Genomic DNA, 18974 nt, shown 5'->3' with positions numbered 1-18974 from the left:
CCGAAAGGGATAGGCATGAAGATTCTCGTCGTCGGCGGCGCCGGCATGATCGGCGGGCGCACCGCGCTCTATTTGCAGGGCAGGGGGCATGAGGTGGCGATCGCCGGCCGCAACGCCCCGGCCGCCGGCACGCCGCTCGGCCGGCTGCCCTTCCTGCGGGTCGACTATGTCGCCATGGACTTCGACCGCGCCGCGCTCGGGGTCTTCGACGCGCTGGTCTTCGCCGCCGGCAACGACGTCCGCCACCAGCCGCAGGACGGCGGCGACGCCTATTGGCACGAGGCCAATTCGGTCGGCGTCCCCCGCTTCTTCGAGGCGGCCCGGGCGGCGGGCGTTCGCAAGGCGGTCAACATCGGCAGCTTCTATCCGCAGGCCGCGCCCGAACTGGTCGCGACCAATGCCTATGTCCGCTCGCGCAAGGTCTCGGACGAGGGCGTCGCCGCGCTCGCCGGTGACGATTTCGTGGCGATGAGCATCAACGCGCCGTTCGTCGTCGGGTCGGTGCCCGGCCTCGTCGTGCCGATGTTCGCGGCCTACACCCAATATGCCGAGGGCAGGTTCGCGCCGATGCCCGAATTCGCGCCGCCGGGCGGCACCAACTTCATCTCGACCCAGTCGCTCGCCGAGGCGGTCGAGGGCGGGCTGGAGCGCGGCGCGGCCGGCGCCTCCTATCTGGTCGGCGACAAGAACATGTCGTTCCAGGACTATTTCGGCGCCTTCTTCGCGGCGGTCGGGCGCGACGCGCCGCCGGTGCGCGACGAGGAGCATCCGATGCTGCCCGACGGCGCGATCTTCTTCGGCCGTGGCAACAATCTCTTCTACGAGACCGATCCGCAGGTCGCGACGCTGCTCGGCTATCGCCGCAACGACGTCGTTCCCGCGATCCGCGAGATCGTCGCGCAATATAGAAGTTGAGAGGGCACGGGCCGGCGCTTGATTCCGGGCGCACCGAGCGGGACAATGAGCCGGTGAACGCCGATCCATATCCCAGTCCCGCCCGCCAGGCCGGCCGCCCGCGCCGCCTGACCCTCGACCGTCTGCTCGACACCGCGATCGAGCTGGGCCTCGCCGATCTCAACATGAAGGAACTTGCCGCGCATCTCGGCGTCGGGATCGCCACCCTCTATCGCTATGTCGAGAATCGCGACGCGCTGATCCGGCTTGCCGCCGGCCGCCAGGCGACCCGCTCGGCGCCGGTCGACAGCGGGCAGCCCTGGCGGGAGATCGTGCTCGACTATGCCGCCGCCCTGTTCAGCTCGGTCGGGCAGCAGCCCTCGCTGATCATCGAGTTCGTCGAGGCGCGCTGGGGCATCGCGGTCGAACTGGAGTTCGTCGACGGCTTCCTCGGCGCGCTGGAGCGGCGCGGCTTCGCGCCCGGCGAGGCGATGGCGCTCTACCGCGCGATGGCGAAGATCGTGCTCGGGGCGGCCGTGGCGGCGGGCCATTTCGCCGCGCTCGCGGCGCGCGGCACGACCCAGGCGCGCGAGCTGCGGCAGGCGCTCGGCAGCTTCGAGGCCGACGAGCTTCCGCACCTGCGCGCCGCCGCCGACGACTATGCCGACGAGGTCGCGGCCACCGCCTGGCGCCCGATCCTCGACGCGGTGCTCGACGCGACGGAGGCGCGGCGCGGCTGAGAGGCCGTTGTCCGGCCCGGACAATAATGATAAATAGGTTCCGATATGGGAGCCGATGCCATGGATGCGACGATCGAACCTGACGAGCGGCGCACCGCCTTCGGCAGAATCCCGTCCCGCATCGCGGTCGAGCGCGACGCGGCCGGGGTGTGGCACGTTCGTGGCTTCGCCGCCGCGCGCGCCTTGCTGCGTGGCGATTCGACCAGGCAGGCCGGTTTCAAGGCCGAGCTGATCGAACGGGTGCCCGGCCGGGGCAAGGTCCCGATCCTGTTCCTCGAAGGCCGGCCGCATCATGAGCAGCGCCGATTGACGGCGCCCTTCTTCACGCCGCGCGCGGTCGACGCGCGCTACCGCCCGCTGATGGCGCGGCTGGCCGATCGGGTGATCGGCGATTTCCGCCGGCAGGGGCGCGGCGAGCTCAGCGCGATGGGGATGGAGATGGCGGTCGGCGTCGCCGCCGAGGTGGTCGGCCTGACCGACAGCCGGCGGCCGGGGCTCGACCGGCGCATCAACGCCTTCTTCGCCGACGGGCTGGAGCAGGGCGGCGGGCGGCTGCGCCGGATCCGGCAGGCGCTGGTGGCGCAGTTCCGCCTGCTGCGCTTCTACTGGATCGACGTGCGGCCGAGCATGGCGGCGCGGCGCGCGCGGCCGCGCGAGGATGTGATCTCGCACCTCCTCGCCCAGGGCTATAGCGGCACCGAGGTGCTGACCGAATGCATCACCTATGGCGCGGCGGGGATGGTCACGACGCGCGAGTTCATCACCGTCTGCGCCTGGCACCTGATCGACGATGCGGCGCTGTGCGCCCAGTATCTGGGGGCGGACGAACCGGCGCGCCACGCGCTGCTGGAGGAGCTGCTGCGGCTCGAACCGGTGGTCGGCACGCTGTTCCGGCGGACGACCTGCCCGGTGACGCTCGGCGGGGCCGAGATTCCCGAGGGGGCGATGGTCGCGGTCGACGTCCGCGCGGTCAACGCCGATCCGGCGGTGAGCGGCGAGCGTCCTCTCGCCAGGCAGCCCGGCCGCTGCCCGGCCGAGCGCGCGGGCGCGCCGGTGCTGAGCTTCGGCGACGGCGCCCATCGCTGTCCGGGCTCCTTCCTGGCGATCCAGGAGGCCGACATCTTCCTGACCAGCCTGCTCGCCGTCCCCGGCCTGCGTTTCGAGCGGGAGCCGCAGGTCGGCTGGAACGACCTCGTCACCGGCTACGAGCTGCGCGAGGCGTGGCTGGCCTGCGACTGAGCCGGCGCTTCCGTCAGCCGGCCACCACCGCCGGCGACCCCTCGGTCAGCGCGACGGTGTAGACGCGGCGCGCGACGCGCCAGCCGGCGGGGGTGCGCCGCAGTTCGTCGGCATATTGGCCCCACATCGAATAGAGCGCGCCGTCCTGTGCTCCCCGGCCGCGATGGACGGCGTAATAATGGACCTTCGCCCGGGCCGCGTCGCCGTCGACGCTGATGCGGAAGTTGAGGACATTGTGGTGGGTCGCGCCGCAGCTCGACTGCGGGCCCAGATTGGCGTGCATTGAGGCGATCAGGCTGGCGCGGTTCGGGCTGATCACGCCGGGTCCCAGCGCCTGGCTATAGTCGCCGACGCAATCCTCGGTGAACACCTCGTCCATGCGGTCGAACGTCTTCGAATCGACGATCTCGCAATAGCGGACATAGACCTGCTCGATCGCGTCCTTGTCGATCAGCTCCTGGAGCGACATGCCTTCCCTTTCCTCTATGCTGCGCAGAAGATCGGCCTCATCGCCGCTGCGTTTGGTCGCGTGGATCACCTGATGATCGCTTATGCGTCGCGATATGATCCCCCGATATCCGCATGATGGGGCGCTTTCTTGTCGCTTGTCCAGCCGGGGGATAGCCTCGGGATCACACGGAAAAAACGGGAGAGGTCCATGTCCAGCATGCTGATCAAGAATGGGACGATCGTCGACGGCACCGGGGCGCCGCGGCGCGGGGGCGACGTCCGCATCGAAGGCGACCGCATCGTCGAGGTCGGCGCGGGGCTGTCGCCCCGGCCCGGCGAGGAGCTGTTCGACGCGGCCGGCTGCTACGTCACGCCGGGCTTCATCGAAAGCCACACCCATTATGACGCGACGATGTGGTGGCAGCCCGATCTCGATCCGCTGCCCGGCAACGGCGCGACCACGGTGATCCTCGGCAATTGCGGCTTCACCGCCGCGCCGCTGTCGAAGGAGAAGGCCGCGCAGCTCGAGATGATCAAGATCTTCTCCTTCTTCGAGGACATCCCGCTGAAGCCCTTCCTCCAGAACGTGCCGTGGGATTGGGAGAAATGGTCGGAATACAAGGCGTCGATGGCCAGGAACATCACGCTGCCGGCCAATTATTCGGCGTTCGTCGGCCATATCGCGCTGCGCCTCGCCGCGATGGGCATCGAGGCGTGGGAGCGGGCGGCGACCCCGGCGGAGATCGCCCGGATGGCCGAGCTGCTCGAGGATGCGCTCGCCGCGGGCGCGCTCGGCCTGTCGGACAATCTGCACGACCATGACGGCGACGACCGCGCCATCCCGACGCTGCTCGCCGACGATGCCGAGTTCGAGGCGCTGTTCGCGGTGATGGAGCGCTATCCCGGCACCACCTACCAGTGCATCATCGACACCTTCATGCGGAAGACCGGGCCCGAGAGCCTGGTGCGGCTCGGCCGGCTTACCCGCGGGCGCGGCATCCGCATGCAGATCGCCGGCGCGGTCCCGACGCTGGAGTTCCAGAAGGACATCCTGCCCGCGCTGGAGAAGACGCTCGGCGAGCTGCGCGCGGACGGGGCCGACATCTGGCCGGGCTATGCCCATGTCTCGCCGACCAGCACGCTCAGCCTGATCAAGTCGCTGATCTTCGCCCAGTCGAACGACTATGTCTGGCACGAGGTGGTGCTGGCCGAGACCCATGAGGAGAAGGCCCGCCTGCTCGCCGATCCCGACTGGCGCGCCCGTGCGCGGGAAAGCTGGGACACCAAGGCCTGGCCGCATTCGCCGATGAACAATCCGCAGGACCTCTACCTGCTCGACAGCGAGAACGGCGCCGGCCCGGTCGGCGGCACGCTCAAGGCCTTCGCCGACAGCCGCGGCCTGCACCGGTCGGACGCGATGGCGCAGTGGATCCTGGAGAACGGCACCCGCTCGACCGTCCACATGGCGCCCTTCCCCAAGGACGAGGACCTGACCGTCCAGCTGATGAACGACCCCCGGTCGGTCGGCAACATCTCGGACGCCGGCGCGCATCTGCAGATGCTGTGCGGCGGCGGCGAGAACATCCTGCTCTTCACCAAATATGTGAAGGAGGAGCTGATCTCGCTCGAACAGGCGATCCACATCAAGACCGGCAAGCTGGCCGACTTCTTCGGCCTGCACGACACCGGCGAGATCAAGGCCGGCCGCCGCGCCGACCTGGTGGTCTTCGATCTGGACGAGATCCGCTATCGCGACATGGAGAAGCGCTTCGACGTGCCCGACGGCGACGGCGGCACCACCTGGCGCTTCACCCGCCAGGCCGCGCCGATGCGGCTGACCCTCGTCAACGGCGTCAAGACCTTCGCCGACGGCCAGTATACCGGCAATCGCCCGGGCCAATATCTGGCCCCGACCGAGGCGCCGGCCGACCAGCGCGCGTTCGAGGCAGCCGAATAAGCCAGTCCGGACATGGGGGAACGACGGCGGCGCCGGGAGGCGCGTGGGGCGGGGCGATACCCGGATCGATGCGATCCCGGCAGGCTCCCGCGTCACGCGCCGCCCGGCGCCGCGGCTGTTCCAAGGCGTGTGGGGGCGGTGCCAAGGCTTTGGGTGCTGAATTATTAAGCAATTGATTTTACTGAAAAATGGCGGAGCGGGAGGGATTCGAACCCTCGATACGGTTTTGCCGTATACTCACTTTCCAGGCGAGCGCCTTCGACCACTCGGCCACCGCTCCGCATGCGCTGGAAGGCCGGTTCCCTAGCGGGTGGCGACGGGTTCCGCAAGGCGCGGGAGCATGTATCATGGCCGGCATGAACGACCGTCCCCGCTTTCTCCGCTTCGCCCTCCGGCCGCTCGCCGCGCTACTGCTCGTCGGCGCGCCGCTCGGCGCGTCGAGCTCGCCGGCCAGGCCGCTCTCCTCGGCCGACATCGTCGCGGCGGCGCCCGCCGACGCCTGGGTGGCGGTCCCGCCCGAGGATCTGCTCGTCGTCGATCTGGAGGGTGGCCGGCAGGTCGTCATCGCGCTCGCGCCCGGCTTCGCGCCGGTTCATGTCGCCAATATCCGGCGGCTCGCGCGGAGCGGCTGGTTCGCCGGCATCACCGTCAACCGCGTGCAGGACAATTATGTCGTCCAATGGGGCGACGCGACCGAGAAGAAGCCGCTGCCCGACGGCATCGTCGCCAGCCCGCCCGCCGAATATGCGCGCGCCCTGAAGGGGCTCGGCTTTCGCGCGATGCCCTATCGCGACGCCTATGCCGAGCGGGTGGGGCATGCCGGCGGCTGGCCGGTGGCGAGCGACGGGACGCTCGCCTGGCTGCCCCACTGCTACGGCATGGTCGGGGTGGGACGGAACCTGGCCCCCGACACCGGCACCGGGGCCGAGCTCTACGCGGTGATCGGCCATGGTCCGCGCCATCTCGACCGCAACATCGCGCTGGTCGGGCGGGTGCTGTCGGGGATGGAGGCGCTGAGCGCGCTGCCGCGCGGCACCGAGGCGCTCGGCTTCTACAAGGAGGGGACGCCGCGTCCGGCGATCGTCGCGGCCCATATCGCGGCGGACATGCCCGCCGCCGAGCGACCGGCCTTCGAGCTGATGCGCGCCGATTCGCGGAGCTTCGCCGACTGGCTGACCGCGCGCGCCAACCGCAAGGACGATTTCTTCATCCGTCCGGCGGGCGCGCTCGACATCTGCAACGCGCTGCCGCCGGTGCGGGCGACCTTGCGCAAGTGACGGCATCCCCGCTTCCGGTGCGGCGCGCCGATCCGTCCAGATCGGCCGGACCATGGCGCCCCCCAAGCCCTTGAATCCCCGAGATGAGCGTGTAGTTTGGCGCGGTTTTCGGGGGAAGTTTCATGACGTCAGCCAGTTTCGAAGGCGTCGCCGCGCGCATGTCCTACGAGGATCTCGATGGCGAGATCATCGCGATCGATTTCCAGAGCGGCGCCTATTATAATCTGGCCGGCACCGCCGCCGAGATCTGGCGCCATGCGCTGGCCGGGAGCGGGCGGGATGCGATCGTCTCCGGTGCCGCCGCGGCGTCGGCGGACGCGGCCGCCGCCCGGCATGAGGCCGGCCGGCTCCTCGACGAACTGGTGGCGCTCAACCTGATCGCCGAAACGGGGCCAGAGGGGGATCGCCCCGCGCCGTTCGCCACGTTCGAGACGCCGTTGATCGAGAAGTTCGAGGATATGGCCGAGCTGATCCAGCTCGATCCGATACATGAGGTCACCGCGGCCGGCTGGCCGCACGTCCAGGTGTGACGCCGGCGATGATGCCGGGGAACGCGGCGGCGGTCGCGACGAGCGACGGTCTCGCCCGCCGCTGGACCGGCCGGTTCGGCGGGCGCTCGATCAGGATCGAGGCCGACGCCGCGACCGCGACGCTGCTCGCCGCCCTGCCGCCTCCGGAGCCGATCCCCGTCGCGGCGCCGGATCTGTCGATCCGTTTCGAGAGTGGCGCGCCCGACCCGCGCGATCAGGCCGATCCCGCCTGGCGGGTGCATGACCGCTGGGCGCGCAGCGAACAGTTGCGCGTGCGCGGCGATGGCGGGACGCGCATGATCTTCGATCCCTTCTCGCGCAGCGTCGTGTCGCTCGGCGATGCGGCGGGCCGGATCTGGTTCGATACCGCGCAAGCCTTCGCGCCCTGGGTCGCGGCGGCGCCCGCGCTGCAACTGCTCGACTGGTGGGGGACGCCGCGCGGGCTGCTCGCGACCCATGGCGCGGCGGTTTCCTTCGGCGGCGCGGCGGCGGTGTTGCTCGGGCCGGGCGGAAGCGGGAAATCGACCTTCGCGGTCGAGGCGGCCGAGCGGGGCCATGGCTTCCTCGGCGACGATTATGTGCTGGTCGAACCCGGTTTCGCGCCGCGCGTCCACGCGCTCTACCGTACCGCGAAGCTGGGTCGCGACCGGGGCGACGCGCTGCGCCGCTTCTCCCGGCTGGCGGAGGGCGAGCCGGACGACGACAAGGACGTCTTCATCGCCGCCGGCGCCGACGTCGTCCGGTCCGCGCCGATCGTCGCGATGATCGCGCCGGTGATCGGGGACGGATCGGAACCGCGCCTGGCCCCGATCGGCCCCGCCGATCTGGTTCGCCGCGCCGCGCCGTCGATCCTGCGCCAGATGCCGGGCCTGGAGGCCGAGAAGCTGGCGCTGCTGTCGCGCGCCGCGCGCGCTCTGCCCTGCTACCGGCTCGATCTCTGCCGCGATCACGGCCGCAACATCGGTGCCGTCGAAACGCTGGTCGCGGCGGGAGCGGGCCCACATGGCTGACAGCATTGCCGTCGTCATCCCGGTGCTCGATCGCGCCACCTTGATCGGCGACGCGCTGGACAGCGTCTTCGCCCAGACCCGCCGGCCCGAGCAGATCATCGTCGTCGACGACGGTTCGACCGACGGCACGCTCGAGCTGCTGCGCGGCTATGGCGATCGGATCACGATCCTCACCAGCGATCGTGCCGGCCCGGCCGGCGCGCGCAATCGCGGGCTGGCCGAGGTGCGCTGCGGCCAGGTCGCCTTCCTCGATTCGGACGATCTGTGGCGGCCGGCCGCGCTCGCGACCCTGTCCGACGCGATGACGGCGGCACGGGCGGATGCGGCCTGGGGATTGGCGGAGACCGAGGTGATGGCGGGCGGCGCGCTGCCCAACCCGCTCTGGCCGATCGCGGCCACCCGGCTGGTGTTGATCCCCTCCATGCTGTTCCGCACCGCGTCGCTCCGCGACCTCGGTGGTTTCGACGCCGATCTCCGCTTCGGCGAGGACGGCGATCTGGTGATGCGCATGCGGCGGGAGGCATGGGCCGTCGTCGAACTGGACGAGGCCGTCCTCCTCCACCGCCGTCACCCGGACAACATGACCCTCGATCGGCAAGGCGCGGCCGGCGCCTGGTTCGACCTTGCCCGTAAGGCGATGCACCTCCGGCGGAGCCAGGGCCGATGACCGCCCCCCGCGTGTCCGTCCTCACCGCCGTCCGCAATGGCGCGGACTGGCTCGGCGAAACGATCCGGTCGGTCGCGGGCCAGTCGATCGCGCATGAACATGTCGTCGTCGACGACGGGTCGACCGATGCGACGCCGGACGTCGCCGCCGCCCATGCCGGCACGATCCGCTATGTACGCCGCGATCCTGCCGGCGCGCCGGCCGCGCTCGGCCATGCCCTGTCGCTCGCGACGGCACCCTATGTCACCATCCTCGACGCCGACGACCTGATGGCCGACGACGAGCGGCTGGCGCGCCAGGCGGCGGTGCTCGATGCCCATCCCGCCATCGATCTCACCTTGGGCCAATATCGCGAGTTCGCGTCCGGTGCCGCGCTCGAACAGGGGCGCTGGCAGGTCCGTACCGAGCCGCAGGCCGGCTTCCTCACCGGGGCGGTGATGTTCCGCCGCGATCTCGCGCTGCGCATCGGTTTCGACGAAAAGCTGGTGCTCGGCTGGTTCGTCGATTTCGTCGTGCGGGCCCGCGAAGCCGGCGCGCGGGAGATGGTGACCGACGATCTCGTCTTCCTGCGCCGCGTCCACGGCGCCAACACGACGATCGTCGAGAGCAACCGGCAGAGCGACTATCTGGCGGTGGCGCGGGCGGCGATCGCCCGGCGACGGCGGCAATGCTAGGCGGCGATCCGCAGGCCGGCGGCGCGCCCGACTGGCGGGCCTTCACCCGTCTCGGCCGTGGCGATTATCCGTCGCTGCTCGCCGGGACCCTGGCGACCCTGCTGCGCAGCGCCCTGCTCATCGCGGCCACGCTCGCGATCGCGCGGCTGATGACGCCGGACGGCGCCCGGCAGAGTTGGATGCTGGCGGCGGTCGCGGCGGCCTGCACGATCGCCTCGGGCATCGCCGCCTATGCCGCGCGGGCGGTGACGGTGGGCGCGGTCAAGCGCGTGAACGCGCGGCTGCGCATCGCGCTGGTCGAAGCCACCCTCGCCTTGCCTTCGGGCGCGGTCGAACGGATCGGCGCGGCACGGCTGCGGCACATCCTCGCGCAGGACAGCGAGCGGCTCGACTGCATGGCCAATGCGTTGCTGGGGGTGATCCTGCCGGCGATCGTCACGGCGGTCGCGATCCTCGCGGCCTTGATCTGGATCGCCCCGCTGGTCGGGCTTTCCGCAGCGCTGCTCTGCGGCTTGCTCGTCCTGTTGCGCCGCGGCTCCGCCCGCAAGATGCGTCGCCTGGTCGACGAGGCGCAGGAGGCGATCGAGCGGCTCGATTCGGGCATGGCGCTGCTGCTCCATCGCCATGGGCTCGCGCGATCCTCCGCCAGCGAGGATTTCGAACGCGCCGAACGGTCGCGCCAGATCGAGGAGACGGCGCGGTGGACCGGGACGATCGCCAGGCGAATGGCGCGCCTGTCCGAGGTGGAGGGCGCGCGGACCGCGCTCGCCATCCTGGCGCTCATCCTGCTCCTCGCCCATGCGCCGGCCGATCTGCTGGCGATCGACCGGCTGGCGCCGCTGCTGTTCCTCCTCGTCCTGTTGCGCGGCGCCGTCCAGCAGGCGCAAAGCGCGGTGCGCGACGTCGATGGCGGTCGTCCTGCGCTCGTCCGCGTCCAGCAACTCCTGGAGCATGGGGCGCCCACGGCGTCGGCGTCCGGCGTCGCGCCACGCGACTGGATCGTCGAGGCGCGCGGCATCGCCTTCGGCCATAGCGACGATGCGCTGCTGCGTGGCGTCGACCTGGCGCTGGCGGCCGGCGAGGTGACGGTCGTGTCGGGCGCCAACGGCACGGGCAAGACGACCTTCCTCGCCATCCTGCTCGGGCTGATCACGCCGCGATCGGGCGCGGTCTTGGTCGACGGCGTCGATCTGCGCGAGATCGACGGCACGACCTATCGGCGGGGGATCGGCCATGTCGCCCAGTCGGCGGTCCTGTTCCCGGGGACGATCGCGGACAATATCGCCTATGGCGATCCGGCGATGGCGCGCGCGATCGTCCGCCGGGCCGCCGAAGCGACCGGTGTGGCCGGCTTTGCCGACGCCTTGCCGGGTGGGCTCGATTTCCGCCTGGGCGACGGTGGCGCGCCGCTATCGGGCGGACAGCGCCAGCGGATCGCGCTGGCGCGCGCGCTGGCGCGGCGGCCACGCCTGCTGATCCTCGACGAGCCGGGCAACCACCTCGACGCCGATGCCGTGCAGGGGCTGGTCGCCGCGCTCAGGGCCCTCGCCGATGCGCCCGCGGTGCTGATCGTCAGCCATGATCCGGTGATCATCGCCGCGGCCGATCATCATTATCGGCTGGCCGACGGCATCCTGCTCGCGCCGGACCGGCCGGCCACCATATCCTCCGCCGCATGACGCCGCGCTCCCGCTATCTGCCGACGCCCGATCAGCATCTGCTGCTCGAAGCGCTGATCCGGCCCGACGACGAGGCGGCGATCGCGGCGCGGGCGTGGCTCGACCGCATCGTCTTCGACGATGTCGACCTCGGCACGCGCCGCCTGTTGCCGCTGTTCCATCTGCGGATGCGAGAGCTGTCGATCGACCATGCGCTCGACGGCCGGATCCGGGGCATCTATCGCCGCGCCTGGTATGTCGACCAGCGCCACGGGCGGATGCTGGCGCTGTTGCTGCCGAAGCTGGTGGCGGGCGGCGTGCCGGTGATCCTGCTCAAGGGGGCGGGGCTCGGCCTGACGGTCTACCCGAACACGACGCTTCGTCCCTATGACGATGTCGACCTGCTCGTGCCGCACGCCCGGATAGAGGCTGCGCGCGATATCCTGTTGGCGGACGGGTTCGCGCTCCATGGCCACTTCGCGCATTCGATCGGGCTTCGGAAAGCCGATCATCTCGACATCGATCTTCACCATTCGCCCTACCGTGATGCGGTGAACCGCGACCATGCCGCTCCCTTGTGGACGCGCGCGCGGCCGATCGGCCGCGCCATGGACGGCGTGTCGGTACTGGGCCCCGAAGATCAGCTTCACCACACCTTGCGGCATGGGCTGAGGCGGAACGCCGTCTCGCCGGTCCGCTGGGTCGTGGACGCGGTCCATCAACTCCGCGCGGCCGGCGACGCGTTCGACTGGGATCTGCTGGTGGCCGAGACGATGCGGCTCGACATGGTCGAGAGCAGCCTGCGGGGGCTGGCCTATCTGCAAAGTCTTGACGAACGGATCGTCGACCGGCGCGCGCTCGCCCGCCTGACGGCCGCGCGCGGCTTGGGCTCACGGTTCCATTTCCACCTCGAAAACAACCAGGGTCCGTTCGCCAACTGGGCGGCCACGCGGCGCAATACGCGGGGATTCGATCGCGTTCGGCTGCTGCTCGACCGTTATTCGCGACAATGGGGCATCACCGCGCCGCTGCCCTTCATCCGCCACGCCGTGGTGCGCGGGTTCGACTGGCTGATCTGGCGGCGCCTGAAGCGCCGGCGCTCCGCCTGACCTGATGCCGCAAAAAGAGAAAGGGCCCGGGGATCGCTCCCCGGGCCCTTCCCGTTTCCGATGACCGGATGGTCGACCGGACTTCGGCGATCGCTCGCTTAGAAGTCCATGCCGCCCATGCCGCCCATGCCACCCATGCCGCCGCCGGGCATGGCCGGGGCCTTGTCCTCGGGCAGCTCGGCGATCGTCGCCTCGGTGGTGATGAGCAGGCCGGCGACTGAGGCCGCGTCCTGCAGCGCGGTGCGGACGACCTTGGTCGGGTCGATCACGCCGGCGGCGACGAGGTTCTCATAGACGTCGGTCGCGGCGTTGAAGCCCTTGGTCTCGTCATTCTCGCGCAGCAGGTTGCCGGCGACGACCGCGCCGTCCTGGCCGGCGTTCTGGGCGATCTGCTTGACCGGAGCCGAGATGGCGCGACGGATGATGTCGATGCCGCGGGTCTGGTCGTCGTTCGCGCCCTTGAGGCCGTCGAGCGCCTTGGTCGCATAGAGGAGGGCGGTGCCGCCACCGGGGACGATGCCTTCCTCGACGGCCGCGCGGGTCGCGTGCAGCGCGTCGTCGACGCGGTCCTTGCGCTCCTTCACCTCGACCTCGGTCGCACCGCCGACCTTGATGACGGCGACGCCGCCGGCGAGCTTGGCCAGGCGCTCCTGGAGCTTCTCGCGGTCATAGTCGGACGTGGTGATCTCGATCTGCTTGCGGATCGCCTCGACGCGGCCCTTGATCGCATCGGCCGCACCGGCGCCATCGACGATGGTGGTGTTGTCCTTGTCGATCGTGACGCGCTTGGCGGTGCCGAGCATGCCGATGGTGACGTTCTCGAGCTTGATGCCGAGATCCTCGGAGATCAGCTCGCCGTTGGTCAGGATCGCGATGTCCTCGAGCATCGCCTTGCGGCGATCGCCGAAGCCCGGCGCCTTGACGGCCGCGACCTTCAGGCCGCCGCGCAGCTTGTTGACGACCAGGGTGGCCAGCGCCTCGCCCTCGATGTCCTCGGCGATGATCAGCAGCGGACGGCCCGACTGCACGACCGCCTCGAGGATCGGCAGGATCGACTGCAGGTTCGACAGCTTCTTCTCATGGATGAGGATGTACGGGTCGGTCAGCTCGACCTGCATCTTCTCCGGGTTGGTGATGAAGTAGGGCGAGAGGTAGCCGCGGTCGAACTGCATGCCCTCGACGACGTCGAGCTCGAACTCGAGGCCCTTGGCCTCCTCGACGGTGATCACGCCTTCCTTGCCGACCTTGTCCATCGCTTCCGCGATCTTCTCGCCGACTTCCTTGTCGCCATTGGCCGAGATGATGCCGACCTGGGCGACTTCGTTCGAGCCGGCGACCGGCTTCGAGCGGGCCTTGAGGTTCTCGACGACCTTGGTGACCGCGAGGTCGATGCCGCGCTTCAGGTCCATCGGGTTCATGCCGGCCGCGACCGACTTCAGGCCCTCGCGGACGATCGCCTGGGCGAGCACGGTGGCGGTGGTGGTGCCGTCGCCGGCCAGGTCGTTGGTCTTCGAGGCGACTTCGCGGACGAGCTGCGCGCCGATGTTCTCGAACTTGTCCTTCAGCTCGATTTCCTTGGCGACGGTGACGCCGTCCTTGGTGATGCGCGGGGCGCCGAACGACTTGTCGATGACGACGTTGCGGCCCTTCGGGCCCAGCGTGACCTTCACCGCGTCGGCGAGGATGTCGACGCCGCGCAGGATGCGCTCACGGGCGTCGCGCGAAAACTTGACGTCTTTCGCTGCCATGATCTGAAATTCCTCTGTCTAGAATGATGTATCTGGTTGGATTGGCGAACGGTCCGGACCTTCCGGCCTCAGCCAACAATGCCAAGGATGTCGGATTCCTTCATGATCAGCAGGTCTTCGCCGTTGATCTTGACCTCGGTGCCCGACCATTTGCCGAACAGGATCTTGTCGCCGGCCTTGACGTCGAGCGGGGTGACCTTGCCATCCTCGGCCTTGGAGCCGCCGCCGACGGCGACGACTTCGCCTTCCTGCGGCTTTTCCTTGGCGCTGTCGGGGATGATGATCCCACCGGCGGTCTTTTCCTCGGCCTCGACGCGGCGGACGAGCACGCGATCGTGCAGCGGACGGAAACTCATGCGCTTCACCCTTTCCTAGCAATCTTTCGGCAAGGGCCGGGCCGGCCCGCCGAATCCCTCAGGTTGGAAACTTTTAGCACTCACCGGAAGCGAGTGCCAGCAAGCATATGTGCAGCGCCCCATGGGCTGTCAAGCGGACCCCTCCGGCATTTTTTCGCCGATTGGCGAACGCGCCTCTTCCCGGCGGTGCGGCGGTCGCGATATGGGGGAGCGTCCGTGTGGTTCAAGCTGGGTGATGCGTAAACTTATCCCGTTCAAATACCCGGCGATCGCATTCGGCCTGGGGCTCGCCTCGGCGCTCGGTTTCGCGCCGCTCAACTGGTGGTTCGTCACGCTGCTGTGCATGGCGGGGCTGATGGCGCTGCTGCTCGACGCGCCGCGGGCGCGCGACGTGGCGTGGCGGGGCTGGTGCTTCGGCGTCGGCCACTTCACCTTCGGCAACAACTGGATCGCCACCGCCTTCACCTTCCAGGACGCGATGCCGCATTGGCTGGGGGGCATCGCCGTCTTCCTGCTCGCGCTCTATCTCGCGATCTTCCCGATGCTCGCCGGGCTCGGCGCCTGGGCGCTCAACCGGCTGCCGCGGCTGGCGCAGGCGCGGCGCAATCGGATCGAGCGCGACCAGCGGTTGAGCAAGCTCAAGGGCCTGATCCCCGCCGGAATGGAGCCGCAGGCGGCGACGGCGCCGGTCGCGGCGCCCAGCCCCTTCGCCTTCATCCCGCTGTTCGCCGGCTGCTGGATCGCCGCCGAATATCTGCGCAGCATCGCCTTCACCGGTTTCGCCTGGAACCCGCTCGGCGCGGTGATGGTCGCGCCAGGCACAGCCGAGCCGGCCTGGATCGGCCTCACCCGGCTGGTCGGCACCTACGGCCTGTCGGGCTGGGTGGTGCTGCTGTCGGGCATATGGCTGCTCGCCGTGCTGCCGGGCACGAAGCGCCAGCGCTGGCAGCGGGTCGGCGTGGCGCTGCTCGTCGCGATGCTCGCCCAGATCCTGTCGGCCTGGCTGCTGCGCCCGCCGCCGCCGCGCGCCGGGCCACGCATCCTGGTCGTCCAGCCGAACATCAACCAGAACGAGAAATGGGACCCGAAGCTCCAGCTCGCCAATTTCCGCCGGCTGAGCGAGCTGAGCGGCAAGCCCGGCCCGCAGCCGCGGCTGATCCTCTGGCCCGAGGCCGCGACCGCCGACTTCCTCGAGCTCGACCCTCCGGCGCGCGCGCGGATCGCCGGCCTGCTCGGGCCCAGGGACAAGGTCCTGCTCGGCGGCGACGCATTGATCTTCGACAAGGCGGGCGAGCTGGCCGGCGCGCACAACAGCCTGTTCGCGCTCGACGCGCGCGGCGACATCCTCGGCCGCTACGACAAGGCGCATCTCGTCCCCTATGGCGAATATCTGCCGGCGCGCACGATCCTGTCGGCGATCGGCCTGTCGCGGCTGGTGCCCGGCGACGTCGATTTCTGGTCGGGGCCCGGTCCGGCGACGATGACGGTGCCCGGCTTCGGCAAGGCCGGCATCCAGATCTGCTACGAGATCATCTTCTCGGGCCAGGTGGTCGACGCGCGCAACCGTCCCGATTTCCTGTTCAACCCATCCAACGACGCCTGGTTCGGCCGCTGGGGCCCGCCGCAGCACCTCGCCCAGGCGCGGCTGCGCGCCGTGGAGGAGGGGCTTCCCGTGATCCGCTCGACGCCGACCGGCATCTCGGCGGTGGTCGATGCCGACGGGCGGCTGCTCCACAGCCTTCCCTGGCACCAGGCGGGCGCGATCGACGCGGTGCTGCCGCCGCCGCGCCCGGCGACGCCGTTCGCGCGCTTCGGCAACCTGCTGCCGCTGCTGTTCGCGGCGTTGCTGGTCGCGGGTGGAATTGCCATCGCCTTCAAGCGCCGCTAAGGGACATATAACGAAGTCTTTATATCCTTAAGTCCGTTTGTGGGCTAACAGGCGGCGGTCATTCAAGAAGGCTCATCGATACCCATGCGCAGCAATTATCTCTTCACGTCGGAAAGCGTGTCCGAAGGTCACCCGGACAAGGTCGCGGATCAGATCTCGGATGCGATCGTTGACCTGTTCCTGTCGAAGGACCCGGAGGCGCGGATCGCCTGCGAGACGCTGACGACCACCCAGCTCGTCGTGCTGGCGGGCGAGATCCGCTGCAAGGGCGTGTACGAGGACGGCGCCTGGGCGCCGGGCGCCGAGGAGGAGATCGAGCGGACGGTGCGCGAGACCGTCAAGGCGATCGGCTATGAGCAGGACGGCTTCCACTGGCAGACCTTCCGCTTCGAGAACAACCTGCACGGCCAGTCGGCGCACATCGCCCAGGGCGTGGATGCGAGCGGCAACAAGGACGAGGGCGCCGGCGACCAGGGCATCATGTTCGGCTTCGCCTGCGACGAGACGCCCGACCTGATGCCGGCGACGCTCTATTACAGCCACAAGATCCTCGAGACGATGGCTGCCGACCGCCATTCGGGCGCGGCCCCCTTCCTCGAGCCAGACACCAAGAGCCAGGTGACGCTGCGCTTCGATGGCGGCAAGCCCGTCGCGGCGACCGCGATCGTCGTCTCGACCCAGCACGGCAAGGGCTATGACGAGGGCGCGAAGGAGGCCGAGCTCAAGGCCTATGTGAAGAAGGTGGTGGCCGACGTGCTGCCGGCCGATCTGCTCTCCGACCAGACCGTCTACCACATCAACCCGACCGGCAGCTTCGAGATCGGCGGTCCCGACGGCGACGCCGGCCTGACCGGCCGCAAGATCATCGTCGACACCTATGGCGGTGCCGCGCCGCACGGCGGCGGCGCCTTCTCGGGCAAGGACCCGACCAAGGTCGACCGCTCGGCGGCCTATGTCACCCGCTATCTGGCGAAGAACATCGTCGCCGCCGGCCTCGCCCGGCGCTGCACGATCCAGCTCGCTTATGCGATCGGCGTGTCGGAGCCGCTGTCGCTCTATGTCGACACCCACGGCACCGGCACCGTTGCCGACGACAGGATCGAGGCGGCGATCCAGGGCATCAAGGAACTGGGCGGCCTCACCCCGCGCGGCATCCGCACCCATCTCGGCCTCAACAAGCCGATCTATCGCAAGACCGCGGCCTATGGCCATTTCGGCCGCAAGGCCGAGGGCGATCACTTCCCCTGGGAGCGCACCGACCTCGTCGACAAGCTCAAGGCCGCGCTGGCCTGATCCCTGCCATGCGCCCCGCGCGGACAAGGTCGCGCGGGGCGCCCGGACCGCTTTTCGTGATGTCCCGACGGTCAGGTGCTTCCACCCGGCGCCAAATCGGCCTAGGGGCATCGGCGTGACGTCGAGCGGAGCGCCCATGTCTGATCTCGCGGCCTTCCTGCGCGCCTGGGCGAAGGATCCGCTCGGCATCGCGGCGGTGGCCCCGTCCGGTCCGTCGCTCGCGCGTCTGATCACCGCCGAGATCACCCCCGACATGGCCCCCGTGATCGAGCTGGGGCCCGGCACCGGCGTCTTCACCAAGGCGCTGCTCGAACGCGGCCTCCAGCAATCGGACCTCGTCCTCGTCGAGAATGAGGCCGATTTCGCCCGGCTGCTCGAAACCCGCTTCCCGCAGGCCCGCATCCTGCGCGGCGATGCGGCGCGGGTGCGTCGGCATCGCGCGCTGTTCGGCGGCGAGCTGGCCGGGGCGACGATCTCGGGCCTGCCGATCCTCAGCATGAACGCCGGGCAGCAGATGAAGATCATGGCGGGCTGCTTCGGGCTGATGCGTCCCGGCGGCCGCTTCTACCAGTTCAGCTACAGCCCGGTCTGCCCGATCCGCCGCCCGGTGCTCGAGCGGCTCGGCCTCGAGGCGCGCCGGCTGTCGAGCACGCTCCGCAATCTTCCGCCCGCCGCTGTCTATGAGATCGGCCGCGTCGACGAGTGATGGTTTCCCGATGAACGACCCTTTGACGATCCGCCGCCTCTATGGCCGGCGCCAGGGCCACAAGCTGCGCCAGGGCCAGGCCGAACTGGTCGAGCGGCTGCTGCCCGAGATATCGGTGCCCGAGACGGGCGAGCTGACCGCGTCCACGCTGTTCGGCGACGCCGAGGGGCGGGGCCGCCCGCTCGAGCTGGAGATCGGCTTCGGCAAGGGCGAGCATATGGCGTGGCAGGCGAGCCAGCGGCCCGGCCACGGCTTCATCGGCTGCGAGCCCTTCCTCGACGGCGTGGTCGGCGCGCTGATGAAGGTCGACGAGCTCGGCCTCGCCAATGTCCGCATCCACATGGGCGACGCGATCGAGGTGCTCGAACGCCTGCCCGACGCCTCGCTCGACCGTGCCTGGCTGCTCCACCCCGATCCCTGGCCCAAGGCGCGCCACGCCAAGCGCCGCTTCATGAATGCCGGCCCGATCGGCCTGATCGCGCGCAAGATGAAGCTGGGCGGCGAGTTCCGCTTCGGCACCGACCATCCGGTCTATGTCCGCTGGGCGATGATGGTGATGGGCCAGTCCCCCGACTTCGAATGGCTGGGCGAACACCCCTCCGACTTCCTCGTCCGCCCCGACGACTGGCCCGAAACCCGCTACGAAGCCAAGGCCCGGGCGAAGGGGCACGAGGTCTGGTACATGAAATATCGGCGTATATAAGGATACGATAGCGTAGATTTTTCGTATCTTTATCAGGTTGTTATAGGCAATTACCTACGTTATTATGCGCTATCG

At 69.5% G+C, this 18974-nt stretch carries 18 protein-coding genes and 1 tRNA gene; 15 read left to right on the top strand and 4 right to left on the bottom strand.

The window, feature by feature from the left end; all coding sequences use genetic code 11:
- Positions 1-15: 15 nt before the first annotated feature.
- Genes HRJ34_RS15245 through HRJ34_RS15235 form a run of 3 tightly spaced genes read left to right on the top strand, consistent with a single transcriptional unit; the run spans position 16 to position 2873 of the window.
- Complete coding sequence (locus tag HRJ34_RS15245) at positions 16-915, top strand: NAD-dependent epimerase/dehydratase family protein (RefSeq protein ID WP_208631696.1); 900 nt, start codon at positions 16-18, stop codon at positions 913-915.
- Between the two features lie 53 nt (positions 916-968).
- Positions 969-1634 carry a TetR/AcrR family transcriptional regulator gene (locus HRJ34_RS15240; RefSeq protein ID WP_012049556.1) on the top strand — a complete coding sequence of 222 codons (666 nt, stop codon included), beginning with the start codon at positions 969-971 and terminating at the stop codon, positions 1632-1634.
- Between the two features lie 60 nt (positions 1635-1694).
- Positions 1695-2873 carry a cytochrome P450 gene (locus HRJ34_RS15235; RefSeq protein ID WP_208631695.1) on the top strand — a complete coding sequence of 393 codons (1179 nt, stop codon included), beginning with the start codon at positions 1695-1697 and terminating at the stop codon, positions 2871-2873.
- A 13-nt stretch (positions 2874-2886) separates the two neighbouring features.
- On the opposite strand, the gene HRJ34_RS15230 is transcribed toward HRJ34_RS15235, so the two are convergent.
- On the bottom strand, positions 2887-3342 hold the full coding sequence (locus HRJ34_RS15230; RefSeq protein WP_226948801.1) for a nuclear transport factor 2 family protein: 456 nt from the start codon (positions 3340-3342) through the stop codon (positions 2887-2889).
- A 189-nt stretch (positions 3343-3531) separates the two neighbouring features.
- On the opposite strand from HRJ34_RS15230, the gene HRJ34_RS15225 reads away from it, so the two are divergent.
- Complete coding sequence (locus HRJ34_RS15225; protein ID WP_208631694.1) at positions 3532-5280, top strand: N-acyl-D-amino-acid deacylase family protein; 1749 nt, start codon at positions 3532-3534, stop codon at positions 5278-5280.
- A 189-nt stretch (positions 5281-5469) separates the two neighbouring features.
- Here the strand turns inward: HRJ34_RS15225 and HRJ34_RS15220 are convergent.
- A tRNA-Ser gene (locus HRJ34_RS15220) sits at positions 5470-5560 on the bottom strand.
- 67 nt (positions 5561-5627) lie between these two features.
- On the opposite strand from HRJ34_RS15220, the gene HRJ34_RS15215 reads away from it, so the two are divergent.
- From HRJ34_RS15215 to HRJ34_RS15185, 7 genes are all read left to right on the top strand, one after another.
- Positions 5628-6557 carry a peptidylprolyl isomerase gene (locus HRJ34_RS15215; protein WP_208631693.1) on the top strand — a complete coding sequence of 310 codons (930 nt, stop codon included), beginning with the start codon at positions 5628-5630 and terminating at the stop codon, positions 6555-6557.
- 122 nt (positions 6558-6679) lie between these two features.
- Complete coding sequence (locus HRJ34_RS15210) at positions 6680-7087, top strand: PqqD family peptide modification chaperone (protein ID WP_208631692.1); 408 nt, start codon at positions 6680-6682, stop codon at positions 7085-7087.
- Between the two features lie 8 nt (positions 7088-7095).
- Positions 7096-8097, top strand: coding sequence for a phosphoenolpyruvate carboxykinase (ATP) (locus HRJ34_RS15205; RefSeq protein WP_208631691.1), 1002 nt, complete (start codon positions 7096-7098; stop codon positions 8095-8097).
- Positions 8090-8764 (top strand): glycosyltransferase family 2 protein, encoded by a 675-nt coding sequence (locus HRJ34_RS15200; protein WP_012049570.1) that lies wholly within the window; start codon positions 8090-8092, stop codon positions 8762-8764. The genes HRJ34_RS15205 and HRJ34_RS15200 overlap by 8 nt, the downstream gene beginning before the upstream one ends.
- Positions 8761-9438 (top strand): glycosyltransferase family 2 protein, encoded by a 678-nt coding sequence (locus tag HRJ34_RS15195; RefSeq protein ID WP_208631690.1) that lies wholly within the window; start codon positions 8761-8763, stop codon positions 9436-9438. The genes HRJ34_RS15200 and HRJ34_RS15195 overlap by 4 nt, the downstream gene beginning before the upstream one ends.
- A complete protein-coding gene (locus tag HRJ34_RS15190) occupies positions 9432-11117 on the top strand; it encodes an ATP-binding cassette domain-containing protein (RefSeq protein WP_208631689.1) in 1686 nt (561 codons plus the stop codon). The genes HRJ34_RS15195 and HRJ34_RS15190 overlap by 7 nt, the downstream gene beginning before the upstream one ends.
- Positions 11114-12205, top strand: coding sequence for a nucleotidyltransferase family protein (locus tag HRJ34_RS15185; RefSeq protein WP_208631688.1), 1092 nt, complete (start codon positions 11114-11116; stop codon positions 12203-12205). The genes HRJ34_RS15190 and HRJ34_RS15185 overlap by 4 nt, the downstream gene beginning before the upstream one ends.
- Before the next feature lie 98 nt (positions 12206-12303).
- Here HRJ34_RS15185 and groL read toward each other — a convergent pair whose 3' ends face one another.
- Together groL and groES are read right to left on the bottom strand one after the other, a co-directional pair.
- Complete coding sequence (groL, locus tag HRJ34_RS15180; protein ID WP_012049566.1) at positions 12304-13953, bottom strand: chaperonin GroEL; 1650 nt, start codon at positions 13951-13953, stop codon at positions 12304-12306.
- A 68-nt stretch (positions 13954-14021) separates the two neighbouring features.
- Positions 14022-14309: a co-chaperone GroES gene (gene groES / locus HRJ34_RS15175; protein WP_012049565.1), complete on the bottom strand. Its 288-nt coding sequence runs from the start codon at positions 14307-14309 to the stop codon at positions 14022-14024.
- Between the two features lie 121 nt (positions 14310-14430).
- Here groES and lnt point away from each other — a divergent pair, with 121 nt between their 5' ends.
- From lnt to trmB, 4 genes are all read left to right on the top strand, one after another.
- Entirely contained in the window at positions 14431-16197 is a 1767-nt protein-coding gene (gene lnt / locus HRJ34_RS15170; protein ID WP_208631687.1) for an apolipoprotein N-acyltransferase, read from the top strand.
- A gap of 84 nt (positions 16198-16281) precedes the next feature.
- Complete coding sequence (gene metK, locus HRJ34_RS15165) at positions 16282-17490, top strand: methionine adenosyltransferase (protein WP_016746579.1); 1209 nt, start codon at positions 16282-16284, stop codon at positions 17488-17490.
- Positions 17491-17626: 136 nt separating this feature from the next.
- A complete protein-coding gene (locus tag HRJ34_RS15160) occupies positions 17627-18196 on the top strand; it encodes a class I SAM-dependent methyltransferase (RefSeq protein ID WP_208631686.1) in 570 nt (189 codons plus the stop codon).
- Between the two features lie 10 nt (positions 18197-18206).
- Positions 18207-18899 (top strand): tRNA (guanine(46)-N(7))-methyltransferase TrmB, encoded by a 693-nt coding sequence (gene trmB, locus HRJ34_RS15155; RefSeq protein WP_208631685.1) that lies wholly within the window; start codon positions 18207-18209, stop codon positions 18897-18899.
- The last annotated feature ends 75 nt before the right edge of the window (positions 18900-18974 follow it).

This window comes from Rhizorhabdus wittichii (genome assembly GCF_017607425.1).
In the GTDB taxonomy this organism is placed as follows: domain Bacteria; phylum Pseudomonadota; class Alphaproteobacteria; order Sphingomonadales; family Sphingomonadaceae; genus Rhizorhabdus; species Rhizorhabdus wittichii.
Note: the sequence above shows the minus strand (reverse complement) of the source record. Positions and strands in the feature narration are given on the sequence as shown.

Coding starts and splice junctions, on each gene's coding strand:
- HRJ34_RS15245 (WP_208631696.1), top strand. CDS start 16: ATGAAGATTCTCGTCGTCGGCGGCGCCGGCATGATCGGCGGGCGCACC.
- HRJ34_RS15235 (WP_208631695.1), top strand. CDS start 1,695: ATGGATGCGACGATCGAACCTGACGAGCGGCGCACCGCCTTCGGCAGA.
- HRJ34_RS15230 (WP_226948801.1), bottom strand. CDS start 3,342: ATGTCGCTCCAGGAGCTGATCGACAAGGACGCGATCGAGCAGGTCTAT.
- HRJ34_RS15225 (WP_208631694.1), top strand. CDS start 3,532: ATGTCCAGCATGCTGATCAAGAATGGGACGATCGTCGACGGCACCGGG.
- HRJ34_RS15215 (WP_208631693.1), top strand. CDS start 5,628: ATGGCCGGCATGAACGACCGTCCCCGCTTTCTCCGCTTCGCCCTCCGG.
- HRJ34_RS15210 (WP_208631692.1), top strand. CDS start 6,680: ATGACGTCAGCCAGTTTCGAAGGCGTCGCCGCGCGCATGTCCTACGAG.
- HRJ34_RS15205 (WP_208631691.1), top strand. CDS start 7,096: ATGATGCCGGGGAACGCGGCGGCGGTCGCGACGAGCGACGGTCTCGCC.
- HRJ34_RS15200 (WP_012049570.1), top strand. CDS start 8,090: ATGGCTGACAGCATTGCCGTCGTCATCCCGGTGCTCGATCGCGCCACC.
- HRJ34_RS15195 (WP_208631690.1), top strand. CDS start 8,761: ATGACCGCCCCCCGCGTGTCCGTCCTCACCGCCGTCCGCAATGGCGCG.
- HRJ34_RS15190 (WP_208631689.1), top strand. CDS start 9,432: ATGCTAGGCGGCGATCCGCAGGCCGGCGGCGCGCCCGACTGGCGGGCC.
- HRJ34_RS15185 (WP_208631688.1), top strand. CDS start 11,114: ATGACGCCGCGCTCCCGCTATCTGCCGACGCCCGATCAGCATCTGCTG.
- groL (WP_012049566.1), bottom strand. CDS start 13,953: ATGGCAGCGAAAGACGTCAAGTTTTCGCGCGACGCCCGTGAGCGCATC.
- groES (WP_012049565.1), bottom strand. CDS start 14,309: ATGAGTTTCCGTCCGCTGCACGATCGCGTGCTCGTCCGCCGCGTCGAG.
- lnt (WP_208631687.1), top strand. CDS start 14,431: ATGGGCTGTCAAGCGGACCCCTCCGGCATTTTTTCGCCGATTGGCGAA.
- metK (WP_016746579.1), top strand. CDS start 16,282: ATGCGCAGCAATTATCTCTTCACGTCGGAAAGCGTGTCCGAAGGTCAC.
- HRJ34_RS15160 (WP_208631686.1), top strand. CDS start 17,627: ATGTCTGATCTCGCGGCCTTCCTGCGCGCCTGGGCGAAGGATCCGCTC.
- trmB (WP_208631685.1), top strand. CDS start 18,207: ATGAACGACCCTTTGACGATCCGCCGCCTCTATGGCCGGCGCCAGGGC.